This window comes from Micromonospora coriariae, assembly GCF_900091455.1.
Taxonomy (GTDB): Bacteria; Actinomycetota; Actinomycetes; order Mycobacteriales; family Micromonosporaceae; genus Micromonospora; species Micromonospora coriariae.
On record NZ_LT607412.1, the window covers coordinates 2,564,076 to 2,578,741 of the forward strand.

Annotated in this window: 13 protein-coding genes and 1 pseudogene; 7 read left to right on the forward strand and 7 right to left on the reverse strand. The window is 72.4% G+C overall.

The genetic code is table 11. The features are described from left to right. Positions 1 to 4 precede the first annotated feature (4 nt). Positions 5 to 1,285, forward strand: coding sequence for a hypothetical protein (locus GA0070607_RS32320; protein WP_157743138.1), 1,281 nt, complete (start codon positions 5 to 7; stop codon positions 1,283 to 1,285). Between the two features lie 37 nt (positions 1,286 to 1,322). Here GA0070607_RS32320 and GA0070607_RS32325 read toward each other — a convergent pair. Continuing rightward, positions 1,323 to 1,621 (reverse strand): annotated as a pseudogene (locus GA0070607_RS32325) (Clp protease N-terminal domain-containing protein); the annotation flags it as partial. Positions 1,622 to 1,644: 23 nt separating this feature from the next. Continuing rightward, positions 1,645 to 2,298 (reverse strand): TetR/AcrR family transcriptional regulator, encoded by a 654-nt coding sequence (locus GA0070607_RS12020; protein ID WP_089018282.1) that lies wholly within the window; start codon positions 2,296 to 2,298, stop codon positions 1,645 to 1,647. 84 nt (positions 2,299 to 2,382) lie between these two features. Between GA0070607_RS12020 and GA0070607_RS12025 the strand changes: the two genes are divergently transcribed. From GA0070607_RS12025 to GA0070607_RS12040, 4 genes are all read left to right on the forward strand, one after another. After that, positions 2,383 to 3,519, forward strand: a complete 1,137-nt coding sequence (locus GA0070607_RS12025) for an epoxide hydrolase family protein (RefSeq protein ID WP_089018283.1) — start codon at positions 2,383 to 2,385, stop codon at positions 3,517 to 3,519. A gap of 237 nt (positions 3,520 to 3,756) precedes the next feature. Then, a complete protein-coding gene (locus GA0070607_RS12030) occupies positions 3,757 to 4,257 on the forward strand; it encodes a cation:proton antiporter regulatory subunit (RefSeq protein ID WP_089018284.1) in 501 nt (166 codons plus the stop codon). Positions 4,258 to 4,262: 5 nt separating this feature from the next. Further along, positions 4,263 to 5,468: a cation:proton antiporter gene (locus tag GA0070607_RS12035; protein ID WP_089018285.1), complete on the forward strand. Its 1,206-nt coding sequence runs from the start codon at positions 4,263 to 4,265 to the stop codon at positions 5,466 to 5,468. A gap of 213 nt (positions 5,469 to 5,681) precedes the next feature. Further along, positions 5,682 to 6,113 carry a hypothetical protein gene (locus tag GA0070607_RS12040; RefSeq protein ID WP_089018286.1) on the forward strand — a complete coding sequence of 144 codons (432 nt, stop codon included), beginning with the start codon at positions 5,682 to 5,684 and terminating at the stop codon, positions 6,111 to 6,113. A 46-nt stretch (positions 6,114 to 6,159) separates the two neighbouring features. Here GA0070607_RS12040 and GA0070607_RS12045 read toward each other — a convergent pair whose 3' ends face one another. From GA0070607_RS12045 to dnaK, 5 genes are all read right to left on the reverse strand, one after another. After that, the gene (locus tag GA0070607_RS12045; protein ID WP_089018287.1) at positions 6,160 to 6,372 is read right to left on the reverse strand and encodes a hypothetical protein; all 213 of its coding nucleotides are present in this window, start codon (positions 6,370 to 6,372) and stop codon (positions 6,160 to 6,162) included. A gap of 132 nt (positions 6,373 to 6,504) precedes the next feature. Then, complete coding sequence (locus GA0070607_RS12050) at positions 6,505 to 6,945, reverse strand: heat shock protein transcriptional repressor HspR (protein WP_030332087.1); 441 nt, start codon at positions 6,943 to 6,945, stop codon at positions 6,505 to 6,507. A 30-nt stretch (positions 6,946 to 6,975) separates the two neighbouring features. Further along, a complete protein-coding gene (dnaJ, locus tag GA0070607_RS12055) occupies positions 6,976 to 8,160 on the reverse strand; it encodes a molecular chaperone DnaJ (RefSeq protein WP_089018288.1) in 1,185 nt (394 codons plus the stop codon). A gap of 85 nt (positions 8,161 to 8,245) precedes the next feature. Then, the gene (gene grpE / locus GA0070607_RS12060) at positions 8,246 to 9,004 is read right to left on the reverse strand and encodes a nucleotide exchange factor GrpE (RefSeq protein ID WP_089018289.1); all 759 of its coding nucleotides are present in this window, start codon (positions 9,002 to 9,004) and stop codon (positions 8,246 to 8,248) included. A 48-nt stretch (positions 9,005 to 9,052) separates the two neighbouring features. After that, on the reverse strand, positions 9,053 to 10,921 hold the full coding sequence (dnaK, locus tag GA0070607_RS12065; RefSeq protein ID WP_089018290.1) for a molecular chaperone DnaK: 1,869 nt from the start codon (positions 10,919 to 10,921) through the stop codon (positions 9,053 to 9,055). A gap of 220 nt (positions 10,922 to 11,141) precedes the next feature. On the opposite strand from dnaK, the gene GA0070607_RS12070 reads away from it, so the two are divergent. Continuing rightward, positions 11,142 to 12,962, forward strand: a complete 1,821-nt coding sequence (locus GA0070607_RS12070) for a GTPase family protein (protein WP_089018291.1) — start codon at positions 11,142 to 11,144, stop codon at positions 12,960 to 12,962. Beyond that, positions 12,959 to 14,644: a GTPase gene (locus GA0070607_RS12075; protein WP_089018292.1), complete on the forward strand. Its 1,686-nt coding sequence runs from the start codon at positions 12,959 to 12,961 to the stop codon at positions 14,642 to 14,644. The genes GA0070607_RS12070 and GA0070607_RS12075 overlap by 4 nt, the downstream gene beginning before the upstream one ends. Positions 14,645 to 14,666: the final 22 nt, after the last annotated feature.

Below are 14,666 nucleotides of genomic sequence, written 5' to 3' on the forward strand. Positions count from 1 at the left end.
GGATATGACGACCCCGCCGGCCGACCCGGTCGCGGCGGCCGTCCAGGTCGATGCGCGGAGTGTGGTCCGGTTCCATCCGCTGCGCACGCGCCCGTCCGACGACGACCCCGACGAGGTCGTCGTCGGCCGCCCCGAGGTCGGCGTCTTCATAGAACTCCCCGACATCGGTCTCGAGGCGATCGACGCACTGAACACGGGGATGCCGGTCGGCGCGGCCGAGGACCTGCTCGCCGACCGGCACGGGGTCCGCATCGACCTCAGCGAACTGGTGGAGGACCTCGTCGGTGAAGGATTCGTCGCCGAGGTTGACGGACGGCCGGTGCCGGATCCCCACGACCCCGTGGCCAATCACCTGCCCTGGCTGCGTCCCCGGCACGTGCGGTGGTTGTTCGGCGTACCCGCGAAGCTCGCCTACGCCATCCTCGTCGCGGCCACCGTCGTCACTGTGATCGCCGATCCTGACCGCATCCCGAGCTTCCGGGACTTCTACTGGACCGACTACGTGGGCATGGCCGTCCTGGTCAACACCGTGATGTTCTCGGTGGCAGCCACGGCTCACGAGATCAGTCATCTGGTGGCGGCCCGCTCGCTCGGCGCACCGGCCCGGATCGGTTTCGGCACCCGTCTGCACCACCTGGTGCTGCAGACGGACGTGACCGCGATCTGGACCGTGGCTCGCCGATCCCGCTACCGCGTTTATCTGAGCGGGATACTGCTCGACATCGCCGTCGTCTGCTCGGCCATCCTGCTCATGGCGTACGCACACCTGCCGGCCCTGGTGGACGGGCTGCTGGGGGCGCTCGCCGTGGTGATGATCGGGTCGATGTCGGGGCAGTTCCGCGTGTACATGCGCACGGACCTCTACTTCGTGCTCCTGGATGTCCTCCGCTGCCGGAACCTGTTCCAGGACGGCCTGGCGTACGCACGGCATCTGCTGCGGCGAGCGGGTCACGTCGTGGCGCCGGGCAGAATCGCCACGAGTCCCGACCCGACGGACGAACTACCCGCCCGGGAACGCAAGGCCGTCCGGATCTACGCGGCGGCGGTGGTGGTCGGCAGCACCGTCGCCCTGGGCGCCTTCGCGGTGTACGGCCTGCCCGTGCTGTTGTTCGGCGCCGTGACCGCGGGAAGCGCGATCGGCAACGGACTCACCGGCGGAAACCTCCTGTCGGCCCTCGACGCCACCGCGATCATCCTGGTCGAGGGGTCGTTGCAGGTCCTCTTCCTCCGAACCTTCATGCGCAAGCACCGGGACCGGTGGGGGCGGGCACGGCGGACCCGCTGAGGTCAGGGACGGGACGAGGTTCCGACGGAACGTCCCGCCCGTGGCGCCGACAGCGTGCCGGAACCGCGCCACCGAGACGGGCCAGGCCGGCGAGCAGGTGCTCGGTGGAGGTGTGCTTGTCGCCCAGCGGCGGGCTCGCTGGGCGGCCCGGCGCAGCTCGACGGGGTCGGTCCCGAGGGTGCGCAGCAGGCCGGCGGCGGCCGAGCCGTCGGTGTCCAACAGTGACAGCAGCAGGTGCCAGGGCTCCACGGTGGTGTGGACGTGCTGGTTGCCCAGGGCGACGGCACCAATGATGGTCTCGCGGCTCTTGCTGACGAGCAGTTGAGCGTACCCCACTCAGCTTGGCGCTGTGACGCCCATCACTCTCGCCGACGCCACCGCCAGTCGAACTCCCCGGCCGCCGGGGGCGGGCCGGGCAGCGGGTCGGTGTCCGGCGCCGCCGACAGTCCGGCCAGCAGCACCGCGAGTTGACGGCGGCGCAGCTGCCCGGTCCGCTCCGGATCGGGTACGCGCACCGCGGCGCACGCCTCCAGCAGCAGCCCCAGGTCCTGCACGACCATGTCGGGGCGCAGCCGCCCGCTGGCCTGGGCCCGCTCGAACAGGGCCGTGGCCAGCTCGTTGGCGCGCATCGCGTCCCGGCCCATCTCCTCGGTCGGGGTGAAGGTGCCGGCCAGGTGAACGGTGAGCGAGTGCACGTCCGCGTCGACCACCCGGGCCAGGAACCCGGCGAACGCGGCCCAGTCGTCCGGCTCCGCCATGGCGGTCTCGGCTTCGGCGATGTAGTGGCGCAGCCCGTCGTGGCAGAGCTGGCGCAGCAGGTCCTCCTTGCCCGCGTACCGCCGGTAGAGCGCGCTGATGCCGACGCCGGCACGTTCGGCGACGGCGGCGATCGGCGCCTTCGGATCATCGAGAAACACCGCGCGGGCGGCTTCGAGGATCACCTCGTCGTTGCGGGCGGCCTGGGCACGGCGGCCGGCCAGCGGCGCGTCCGTCTTTCCGGGGGAGGTCGGCATGCCGCAAGAGTAACAGTGGAACGGATCGTTCCGGTCTGCTACTGTGGTGGCAGAACGAAACATTCCGTTCCGAAGGAGTTCCAGATGACCGGCACCGCGATCCGCCCGTTCCGCGCCGAGGTCCCGCAGGCCGCACTCGACGACCTGGCTGCCCGGCTCGGCCGCACGATCTGGCCCGCCGACCTGCCCGGCGCCGGTGCCACCCACGGGATGAGCACCGACCGGGTCCGCGCCCTCGTCGACCGGTGGCGGGACGGGTTCGACTGGCGGGCCGTCGAGGCCCGATTGAACGCCTACCCGCAGTTCGTCACCGAGATCGACGGCGAGCAGATCCACTTCCTGCACGTCCGGTCGCCCCGGCCGGACGCCACCCCGCTGGTGCTCACCCACGGATGGCCCGGCTCGGTGCTGGAGTACCTGGACGTGATCACCCCGCTCACCGAACCGACCGCACCGGACGCGCCGGCATTTCACCTGGTCATCCCGTCGCTGCCCGGCTTCGGGTTCAGCGGCCCGACCCGCAGCGCCGGCTGGAACCGGTACCGCACCGCCCGCGCCTGGGCCGAGCTGATGAACCGACTGGGGTACGACCGCTACGGCGCGGTCGGCAACGACGCCGGCTCGATGGTCGCGCCGGAGTTGGGCCGGATCGACGCGGCGCACGTGCTCGGCGTGCACGTCACCCAACTCTTCTCGTTCCCCTCGGGTGACCCGGCCGAGTTCGCCGGGCTCTCCGAGGCGGACCAGGCGGCGCTCGGGCACCTCCAGTGGTTCTACGAGAACAAGTTCTCCTTCAACCAGGTGCACAGTCAGCAGCCGCAGACCCTGGCGTTCGGGCTGGCCGACTCGCCGGTCGGGCTGCTGGCCTGGAACGCCCAACTCTTCGACGAGAGCCTGGACGCCGACTTCATCCTGGCCAACGTGGCGCTCTACTGGTTCACCGGCACGGCGGCCTCGGCGATCCGGTTCTACTGGGAGGACGCGCACGCCGGCGACGCGCCGGCCGGGCCGACCAGCGTGCCGACCGCGCTGGCCATGTTCCCCGGTGACTTCCAGTCGATCCGCCGCTTCGCCGAGCGGGACCACGCGAACATCGTCCGGTGGACGGCGTACGGGACGGACGTCGAGGGCCGCGGCGACGTCGGCGGCCACTACGCCGCCCACCAGGCCACCGACGTGCTGGTCGCGGATGTCCGCGAGTTCTTCGCCAGCCTTCGCTGACCGTGGCGCGCCCGGGTGCCCACCCCGCTCCGCCGGTGTGGGCACCGGCGCATGCCGGGCTCCGGCTCGGGCTCCCGTGCCGGGCGCTGGGCGCCGGCTTCGTCACGGACAACAAGCGTCGCGTCCTTTGCTCTGCTTCACCCCACGCAAGCCCACGACCAGCCACACGGACTGCCGGGACACCGGCCGGGTTCGACCAAGATCTGGGCTTCGTTCACCGAGCGGTAGCCTTGGCGGGTGCGAGTACGAGTCGAGCAGACCGCCCTACCCGGGATCGGCGTACGTCACGATCTGGTGACGGAGTCCGGACGCCGCCTGGGCGTTGTCTCCCACCGCAATGGCCGCAGGGATCTTGTCCTCTACGACCCCGACGATCCCGACGCCTGCCAGGCGGACATCCCGCTGACCGACGACGAGGCGGAGGCGCTGGCCGACATCCTCGGCGCGTCGCTGATGCTCGGTCAGCTCTCCGGGCTGCGCGAACAGGCCGCCGGCCTGCTCACCGAGCAGATCGCCATCACGGCGGGGTCGCGGTACGTCAACCGACAGCTCGGTGACACCAAGGCGCGTACCCGCACCAGCGCGTCCATCGTGGCGGTGCTGCGCGACGGCGAGGTGATCGTCTCGCCGCTTCCCACCTTCCGCTTCGCAGCCGGTGACGTGGTGGTCGTCGTGGGGACCCGCAAGGGTCTCGACGGTGTCTCCGCCATCCTCGCCGACAGTGACCCGGACGGCTGAGGCGGATGCACGACTCCACCACACTGCTCGTCGAGGTCGGCGCGCTGCTGCTGTTGCTCGGTGTCCTCGGTCGACTCAGCCGCCGCGTCGGTCTTTCGCCCATTCCCCTCTACCTGCTCGCCGGGCTGGCGTTCGGGCACGGTGGGCTGCTCCCGCTCGCGGCCAGCGAGGAGTTCTTCGCGGTCGGGGCCGAGATCGGCGTCATCCTGCTGCTGGTGATGCTCGGCCTGGAATACTCGGCCAACGAACTGGTCGGCAACCTCCGGTCGGCGGCCCCGGCCGGGCTGATCGACGGCGTACTCAACGCACTGCCCGGCGCGATCTTCGCCCTGCTGCTCGGCTGGGACTGGGTGGCCGCCCTGGTGCTCGGCGGCATCACGTGGGTCTCGTCCTCCGGAGTGATCGCCAAGGTCCTCGGCGACCTGGGCCGACTCGGTAACCGCGAAACCCCGGTGATCCTCTCGGTCCTGGTGATCGAGGACCTGGCGATGGCGCTCTACCTGCCGCTGGTCACCGCGGTGCTGGCCGGCACCGACCTGCTCGGCGGCGGCATCGCGCTCACCGTGGCGGTGGGTACGGTGCTGCTCGTGCTGGTGCTCGCCATCCGGTACGGCCATTTGATCTCGTCCGCCCTGTCGGCAAAGGATCCGGAGGCGCTGCTGCTCGGCGTACTCGGGCTGACCCTGTTCATCGCCGGTCTCGCGGCGAAGCTCCAGGTGTCGGCGGCGGTCGGGGCGTTCCTGGTCGGCATCGCGCTCTCCGGGCCGGTGGCGCACCACGCCACCGAGTTGCTCTCCCCGCTGCGGGACCTGTTCGCCGCGGTGTTCTTCGTCTTCTTCGGGCTGGTCACCGACCCGCGGGACATCCCCCCGGTGCTGCTGCCGGCGCTCGCGCTGGCCGTGATCACCATGGCGACGAAGACGCTCACCGGCTACCTGGCGGCACGCCGCGTCGGCATCGCCGAACCCGGTCGATGGCGGGCTGGCCTGGCACTCGTACCCCGGGGTGAGTTCTCCATCGTCATCGCCGGGCTCGCGGTGGCCGCCGGCAGCGTCGAGCCGCGGTTGGCCGCGCTGGCCACGGCGTACGTCCTGATCACCGTGGTGACCGGGCCGATGCTGGCCCGGCTGCCCGACTTCCCGTGGTTCAAGCGGTGGCTGCGCAACCGCGCGGCGGCCGAGCGGCGGGAGCCGGTTCCGATCCACGACTGACGGGCCACCACCGCTGACGTCGGCCCTGATCGGCACGTCAGCGGCGGTACGCGGGCCCTCCCGACCATCCGGTGGGCCCGGCCAGGCCAACGGTTGCTGAATTGCTCCCTGCGGGGACTACCGCAGCACCCGACGGCGGGTTACCGTTTCGCCGCAGCAGCCAGGGTCCGCGGGTGGCCAGTGTCAACGCGGGCGAAAGCGGAAGGTTGGCCGGTGAGCGTGCAGGAGTCGACGTTCCACGGCTTCGCCAACCCCGTCGATCCGACTCCGGCGGAGTTGCGAGCTTGGGCGTACCAGCCCGATTCGGTGCCGTTGGCTTCCATGCCACCAGATTGGGACCTACTGGTCGCCGGTGACCGGCTCATACTGACGCTCTTCGACCTGGCGATGGACCCGACCTGCCCGGCCCGCCGCTTCGCGCTGCACTGCCTCTACATCTACGCGGCCGACGGCATCCGGACGAACTTCCGCGCCCATCCCAAGCGCCGCTTCCGCAAGCTGGTCGAGCAGGCCGAGCGCGACGGCGACGAGCTGATGAAGATCTGGGCACACAACGGCCGCGTGCTGCTGGCCCGGCCGGATCTCTTCGTCTACCGGGACTGGTGCGAAGGCGGCCTGGTCCGCGAGAACCGCCGCCTCGGCTGACGCCGAACGGGCCGGGACCCCCCGTGGGTCCCGGCCCGCACGTCGGTTACCGGTCGGTCTGCTTCCGCTGGGTCTCGGCCCGGGCCTGGTCGACGCCGTGGTCGACCTGGTCGGCGAACCGCCCTTCGGTGATCTTGTCCCGAAAGCTTCCCTCGGTCACCTTGTCGAACTTCTCGCGGACGCTGTCGGCCAGGTCTTCGAGCCGGTCCTCGGTCTGCTGAGCCATCTGCTGGGCCATCTTCTTCGCCGGCTCCGCCATCGCTCCCCCTGCTATGCCGGTAGGTCCGAATTAAGCCGATAGAACCCGTATCGACAGGCTAACCGGAACGGCCCGGCGCGCGCCGGGAAATCCGGTGCGGGCCGGGCCGAAGAACGGGACCGGAAGAGCAGGTCAGCGGTCGGGCGTGCGGCGGGGCCGCCAGACAACCAGGGCGGTGGAGGTGCGGTTGGTGGGCACCAGATCACGGCCCGGGAAGCGGGCCAGCGACTCCAGTTCGGCCACCCGGCGGTACGCGGCGTCCAACTCCGCCTCCAGCCGGGCGACCCGCTGCTGCGCCTGCTCCAGCAGCCGCTCCAGCCCGATGATCCGCTTGACCCCGGCCAGGTTGATCCCGTCGTCCTGACTGAGCCGCTGCACCTCGCGCAGCAGCACCACGTCGCGGACGCTGTAGCGACGCCCTCCGCCGGCCGCCCGGCCGGGCTGCACCAGCCCCAGACGGTCGTACTGGCGCAGGGTCTGTGGGTGCATCCCCGCCATCCGGGCCGCGACCGAGATCATCAGCACCTTGGCCTCGTAGGCAGGGTCACCCGAACCGAGGAACTCGCCCGACATCCCGCTCACCTCCGCGTCCATCCCACCGGACTAACTGACCCGACGCACCCGAGCGTCGAGATGTTCCCTGGACGCTGGCGGGCTCTGCTCGGCGAACGCCTCCAGCGCCGCCCGCGCCTCGTCCGACAACCGGGCCGGCACCACCACGTCCAGCGTGACCAGCAGGTCGCCGGCCTGCCCGTCGCGGCGGACCACACCCTTGCCCCGGGCCCGCAGCACGCGGCCGCTCGGCGTACCCGGCGGGACCCGCAGGGTCACCGCGCCGTCGAGCGTCGGCACCCGCAGGTCCGTGCCGAGCACGGCCTCCGCGAAGGTGACCGGCACGGTCAACGTCAGGTCGTCACCGGTACGCCCGAACAGCTCGTCCGGCCGGACCTTGACCTGCACGAACAGGTCACCGGCCGGGCCACCGCGCTCACCCGGCTCACCTCGCCCGGCCAGCCGGATCCGCTGGCCGTCGGCCACGCCGGCCGGGAAGCGCACGTTCATCGTGCGGGTCTTGGTGACCCCGCCACTGCCATGGCACTCCGGGCACTTCTCCTCGACCACCGTGCCGACGCCCTGGCAGGTGCGGCACGGCTCGGAGAAGCTGAACGACCCCTGGTTGCGGGTGGTCACCCCGGCGCCGTGGCAGGCCGGACAGGTGCGCGGCTGGGTGCCGGGCTTGGCCCCGTTGCCGTGGCAGGTGTCGCAGACGCCCGGGGCGCGCAACGTCAGCGGCAGAGTCACGCCCCGCACCGCGTCGCCGAAGTCCAGCGCCACCTCGGTCTCCACGTCCCGGCCCCGGGCGGGCCCGCGCGGGGCGGCCTGCCCACCGGCCGAGCCGCCGGAGAAGATCGAGCTGAACAGGTCCTGGAAGCCGGCCCCGCCGAAGCGACGGTCCCCGCCAGCGCCCCCGCCACCGAACATGTCGGAGACGTCGACCGGCATGCCGCCCGGCTGGCCGGCTCCCCGGGCGTTGCGCCGGAACGCGCCCGAGCCGAACAGCGAACGCATCTCGTCGTACTCGCGGCGGCGGCCGGTGTCCGACAACACGTTGTACGCCTCGGAGACCGCCTTGAAGCGCTCCTCGGCCTTCGGGTCGCCCGGGTTGTGGTCCGGGTGCGACTCCCGGGCCAACTTGCGGTACGCCTTCTTGATGTCATCCGCGGAGGCGGCCTTGTCCACGCCGAGCACGGCGTAGAAGTCCTTCTCGAGCCAGTCCTTCGAACTCACCGGTCCACCCCCTTCCGACCGTCGAGGCCCGGCCGTCCCGCCCACCGCATAGCGGCGGGCGGGACAGGCCGGTCACCGTTTCGCACTATTCCGGATCCGCGACCGCTACCAGCGCGGGGCGCAGCAGCCGCTCACCGAGCTGGTAGCCGCGCCGCATGACCTGCACGCAGGTCGGCTCGCTGACCTCGGCCGAGGTCTGGTGCGCGACCGCCTCGTGCCGGGTCGGGTCGAACGGGTCGCCCTGCTCGCCGAAGGCGTTCAGGCCGAACTTGCCCAGCGCGGTGGTCAGCTGTTCCGCCACCGTGCCGAACGGCCCGACCAGGTCGCCGTGTTCCCGGGCCCGGTCCAGGTCGTCCAGGATCGGCAGCAGCGCGGCCAGCACCGAGCCGGTTGCCTGCTCCTGCACCAGGCTGCGGTCCCGGTCCACCCGCTTGCGGTAGTTGGCGTACTCCGCCGACACCCGCTGCAGGTCCCGCGTGCGCTCGTCCAGCTCGGCCCGGAGCGCCTCCATCTCGGCGCCGAGCGGCGTGCCGGTGCCGCCGCCGCCCACCGGCTGCGCCGGGGCGTCCACCACCGGTGGACCGGCCGGTGTGGGGCCGTCCATCGAGGTCGCCTCGATCTCGATCTCGTCGACCACGATCTCGGCGTCCTCGACCAGGCCCTCGGCCGGTACGTCGCTGCCCGCGTCGGCGGCGGCGCCCTCCGGCTCCGTCGCGTCGCTGATCTTGCGGTTGTTGCGGATGACGACCCGCTCCCCGTCGCCGGTGGCCGGCTTGGTGGGCGCGGAGCCACCCGGCGCCGACCCGGTGTCGCCCGGGTCGGCGGCTCGTGGCTTCTGCGTCATGCGGCTACCTCATCCCCTTCGCAGTGGACACGTGTCGGAGGCCGACGGTCACTTCTTGCCGTCCTCGTCCACGATCTCCGCGTCGACCACGTCGTCGGCGCCGCCGGCGGCACCGGCCTGCGGGCCGGTCGCCCCGGTCGCACCCGGGCCGGCCTCGCCACCCGCCTGCTGACCCTGCTCGGCCTGCTGCAAGTAGAGCAGCGAACCGGCCTGCTGGGAGACCTGCGCCAGCCGCTCGTGCGCCGACTTGATCTTCTCAATGTCCTGACCGCCGAGGGCGCCACGCAGCTCGCCGAGCGCCTCGTTGAGCTGCTCCCGGTTCTCGCTGGGCAGCTTGTCGCCGCTCTCGGCGAGGAACTTCTCGGTCTGCCACTGGAGCGCCTCGGCCACGTTGCGGGTCTCGGCGTCGTCGCGGCGGCGCTTGTCCTCCTCCGCGTGCTCCTCGGCGTCCCGGCGCATCCGCTCGATGTCGTCCTTCGGCAGCGAGGAGCCACCGGTGATCGTCATCTTCTGTTCCTTGCCGGTGCCCAGGTCCTTGGCGTGCACGTTGACGATGCCGTTGGCGTCGATGTCGAAAGCGACCTCGATCTGCGGCACGCCGCGCGGCGCCGGCGGGAGGCCGGTCAGCTCGAAGGTGCCGAGCTTCTTGTTGTAGGCCGCGATCTCCCGCTCGCCCTGGAACACCTGGATCAGCACCGACGGCTGGTTGTCGTCCGCCGTGGTGAAGACCTCGGAGCGCTTGGTCGGGATGGTGGTGTTGCGCTCGATCAGCTTGGTGAAGATGCCACCCTTGGTCTCGATGCCCAGGCTCAGCGGCGTCACGTCGAGCAGCAGGACGTCCTTGACCTCACCCTTGAGCACGCCGGCCTGGAGCGCGGCGCCGACGGCGACGACCTCGTCCGGGTTGACGCCCTTGTTGGGGTCACGGCCGGTGAGCTGCTTGACCAGGTCGGTCACGGCCGGCATCCGGGTCGAGCCGCCGACCAGGATCACGTGCTCGACGTCGGAGATCTTGATCCCGGCGTCCTTCACGGCCTGCTCGAACGGGCCCTTGCACCGGTCCAGCAGGTCCTGCGTCATCCGCTGGAACTCGGCGCGGCTGAGCGTCACGTCCAGGTGCAGCGGGCCGGCGGAGCCGGCGGTGATGTACGGCAGGTTGATGTTGGTGGTGGTGGCGGCGGACAGCTCGATCTTGGCCTTCTCGGCGGCCTCACGGAGCCGCTGGAGGGCCATCTTGTCCTGGCTCAGGTCGATGCCGTGCTCGCCGCGGAACGTCTTGACCAGGTGGTCGATGATCCGCTGGTCCCAGTCGTCGCCGCCGAGGTGGTTGTCACCGCTGGTCGACTTGACCTCGATGACGCCCTCGGCCAGCTCCAGCAGGGACACGTCGAAGGTGCCACCGCCGAGGTCGAAGACCAGGACGGTCTGCTCCTTGGAGCCCTTGTCCAGCCCGTACGCCAGGGCGGCCGCGGTCGGCTCGTTGACGATCCGCAGCACGTTGAAGCCGGCGATCTCACCGGCCTCCTTGGTGGCCTGGCGCTGGCTGTCGTTGAAGTAGGCCGGGACGGTGATCACCGCGTCGGTGATCTGCTCGCCCAGGTACGCCTCGGCGTCCCGCTTGAGCTTCATCAGCGTCCGGGCCGAGATCTCCTGCGGCGTGTACTTCTTGCCGTCGATGTCGACGGACCAGTTCGTGCCGACCTCGCGCTTGACCGAGCGGATCGTCCGGTCCGGGTTCGTCACCGCCTGGCGCTTGGCGACCTCACCGACGAGCACCTCGCCGTTACGGGCGAACGCGACGATCGACGGAGTCGTCCGCGAGCCCTCAGCGTTGGCGATGACGGTGGGCTCACCGCCCTCGAGAACGCTGACGCAGGAGTTCGTCGTGCCGAGGTCGATACCGACCGCACGTGCCATCTTCGCTTCCTCGCTTCGTAAGGTTGTGCAGGTGACGGGCACCGCCCGCGGACTGCCTGGCGGGCACCGCCCGCAGCGGGCCCACCACAAGTTGAGTGAACTTGACTCAATAGTGCCACGCCCCGGCCAATCGTCAAGTTGGGTTGAGCCGACCTGACGCAACCCAGCCGTTATTACCGTCCGGTTGTCTTCCCTTGCATCGGTCGGGCACGCTTTAGCGGTGACGACGCACGGCGATTCCGCCACCCGTTCCGGCGCGCCCGCCGTCGCAGCCCGCACCGGCCCGCCGGACGCCGCGGAGGAGCCGCCCGCCACCACCGGGGACGACAGCCTCCCCGGCGCGCTGTCGGGTCTCCGGGCCGCGATCGGCGCGGCCCGGTATCCGCTCGCCCTGCCCTCCGCCGGGCCGGCCCGGCACACCGCCAGCGCCCTCACCGACCAGCTCGACGACTACCTGCTGCCCCGGCTCGCCCGGCTCGACGCGCCACTGCTCGTGGTGGTCGGCGGTTCCACCGGCGCGGGCAAGTCGACCCTGGTCAACAGCCTGGTCAAGGCCCGGGTCAGCGCTGCCGGCGTGCTCCGGCCGACCACCCGCTCACCGGTGCTGGTCTGCAACCCGGCCGACGCGGCCTGGTTCCGGCAGGGTGAGCTGCTGCCCGGGCTCACCCGCACCACCGAGCCGAGTGAGGACCCACGCTCCCTGCACCTGGTCACCGCCCCGGCGCTACCCGCCGGGCTGGCCTTCCTCGACGCGCCGGACATCGACTCGGTGGTCGACGCCAACCGGGCACTCGCCGGCCAGTTGCTCGCCGCAGCCGACCTCTGGCTGTTCGTCACCACCGCCGCCCGGTACGCCGACGCGGTGCCGTGGGAGCTGCTGCGCAGCGCCCGGGCCCGGGGTGCGGTGATCGCCATGGTGCTGGACCGGGTGCCCACGGAGGCCACTGACGAGATCTCCGCGCACCTGGCCGAGATGCTGACCGCACAGGACCTCGGCCGGGCGCCCCTGTTCGTGCTGCCGGAGACGTGGGTCGACGGTCAGGGGCTGCTGCCCGAGGGTGTCACCGCGCCGCTGGCCGAGTGGTTCGCGCGGCTGGCCGCCGACGCCGACGCCCGGGCGGCCGTGGTCCGGCAGACCCTGGACGGGGCGCTGGCCGCGCTGCACCCGGCCGTGGAGGAGCTGGCCGACGCCGCCGACGAGCAGGTCGCCGCCGCGGACGGTCTGGACGAGCGGGTCCGGGCCGCGTACCGGGGCGCCGAGCGGACCGTCGAGGAGGGCCTGCGGGACGGCCGCCTGCTCCGAGGCGAGGTGCTCGCCCGCTGGCAGGAGTTCGTCGGCACCGGGGAGCTGTTCCGCACCCTGGAGGCGCGGATCGGGCGGCTGCGGGATCGGGTGGTGGCAGCCGTCACCGGCCGGCCGGCGCCCGCCGCGGAGCTGCGCAACGCCATCGAGTCGCAGCTGGTCACGCTGCTGCGCGGGGTCGCCTCCGAGGCCGCCGAGTCGGCGTACACCGCGTGGAAGGCGCACCCGGCGGGGGCGGGGCTGCTCGATCCGGGGCTCGCCCATCCCAGCGACGACCTGCCCGAGCGCGCCGAGCGGATGGTCCGGGACTGGCAGCGCGGGGTGCTGGAGCTGGTCCGGGTCGAGGGCGGCGACAAGCGGTTCGTGGCCCGCACCGCCGCGTACGCGGTGAACGCCACCGGGCTCGCCGTGATGATCGCCGTGTTCGCCTCCACCGCGTTCATCCCCACCGGGCTGGAGGTGGCCACAGGGGCCGGCACCACCGTCGCGGCCCAGGCCGTACTCCAGGCGATCTTCGGCGACCAGGCCGTGCGTACGCTCGCCGCCAAGGCCCGTGCGGACCTGCTGGACCGGGTGCGGACGCTGCTCGACGCGGAGGCCGACCGCTTCCTGACCCGCACCGCCGACGCCCGCCCCGCCGCGGACGCCGGCGACGGGTTGCGCAGGGCCGCCGGCCGGGTCGAGCTGGCCCGGCACCGCAGCGGCCTGGCGACCGGCGGCGAGGAGGACTCCGGGTGAGCAACATCGCCGGCCGGGTACGCGAGGCGTTCCGGGGCGACCAGCGGATCGACCCCGATGAGCTGATCGCCCGCCTGGACGCGGTACGCCGGTTCCTGACCGCGGCGGACGGCCTGCTGCCGGACTCCGAACTCGTGCCCGCGCACACCCTGGTCGAGCGGGCCGGCACCCGGCTCGCCCTGTCCCGCGACCACACCGTGGTCGCCCTGGCCGGCGCCACCGGCAGCGGCAAGTCCAGCCTCTTCAACGCGTTGGCCCGGCTGGAGCTCTCGCCGGTCGGGGTCCGCCGCCCGACGACCGGCGTCACGCACGCCTGCGTGTGGGGGGCACTGGAGGGCGCCAACCGACTGCTCGACTGGATCGGCGTGCTGCCCCGGCACCGCTTCGTCCGCGAGAGCGCGCTGGACGCGGACGACGAGACCGCGCTGCACGGGCTGATCCTGCTCGACCTGCCCGACTTCGACTCGGTGCAGCGGGCCCACCGACTGGAGGTGGACCGGCTGCTCGGCCTTGTCGACCAGGTGGTCTGGGTGGTCGACCCGCAGAAGTACGCCGACCGGGTCATCCATGACAGCTACCTCCGCGAGTTCCACCGCCACCGGGACGTCACACTGGTCGTGCTCAACCAGGTCGACCGGCTGCCCCCGGCCGAGCTGCCCCGGGTCCTGGACGACCTGCGCCGGTTGCTCGACGCGGACGGGCTGACCGGCGTGCCGCTGCTGGCCACCACCGCAATCGACCCGGCCGGGATGGTCGGGCTGCGCACCGCGTTGGAACGGACGGTCGCCGAGCGGCAGGCGGCGCTGCGGCGGCTCGCCGGCGACGTCGACACGGTGGTCGCCACGCTGGACGAGCTGGTCGGCTCGGCACGACCGGCGGGCGGGCCGGACGACGCGGCCGTCGCCGGGCTGAACCGGGCACTGGCCGGCGCGGCCGGCGTACCGGCGGTGAGCGAGGCGGTGGAGCAGGCGTACCGGCACCGGGCCGGCGCGGCCACCGGCTGGCCGGTGGTGCGGGGCTGGCGGCGGTTGCGGCCCGACCCGCTGCGCCGGCTGCACCTGCCAGGCCCGACCGGTGAGGCCACCGACCCGGCGGAGAGCCTGGTCGCGGCGACGTCGGTACCGGACCCGACGGCCGCCCAGCGCTCGGCGCTCGGGCTGGCCATCCGCGCGGTGGCCGATCGGGCCGCCGCCAACCTGCCGGCCGCCTGGCCGGCGGCGGTCACCTCCGCCGCCCGGTCCCACCTCGGCGACCTGCCGGACGCGCTGGACCGCGCGATCGCCGGCACCGACCTCGGCCTGGGCCGTCGACCCCTCTGGTGGCGCCTGGTCGGTGGTGTCCAGTGGCTGGTCACCCTGGCTGCCGTGGTCGGCCTGGGTTGGTTGGTGCTCGGGTACGCGCTGCGGGTGCTCGGCCTGCCCGCACTGGACAACCCGATGGTGGGGCAGGTGCCACTGCCCACGGTGCTGCTGCTCGGCGGCCTGCTGGCCGGGCTGCTGGTGGCGGCGCTGACCCGACCGGTGGTGCGCTGGGCCGCCCGGCGGGCACGGGCTCGCGCCAGGCAGCGGCTGACGCTCCGGGTCGCCGAGGTGGGCGAGGAGTACGTGCTCGCCCCGGTGCGGATCGTGCTCGCCTCGTACGCGCAGGCACGCGACGCGCTGCGGGATGCCGCCCGCCGCTGACGCCCCGCACGGCTCGCTACCC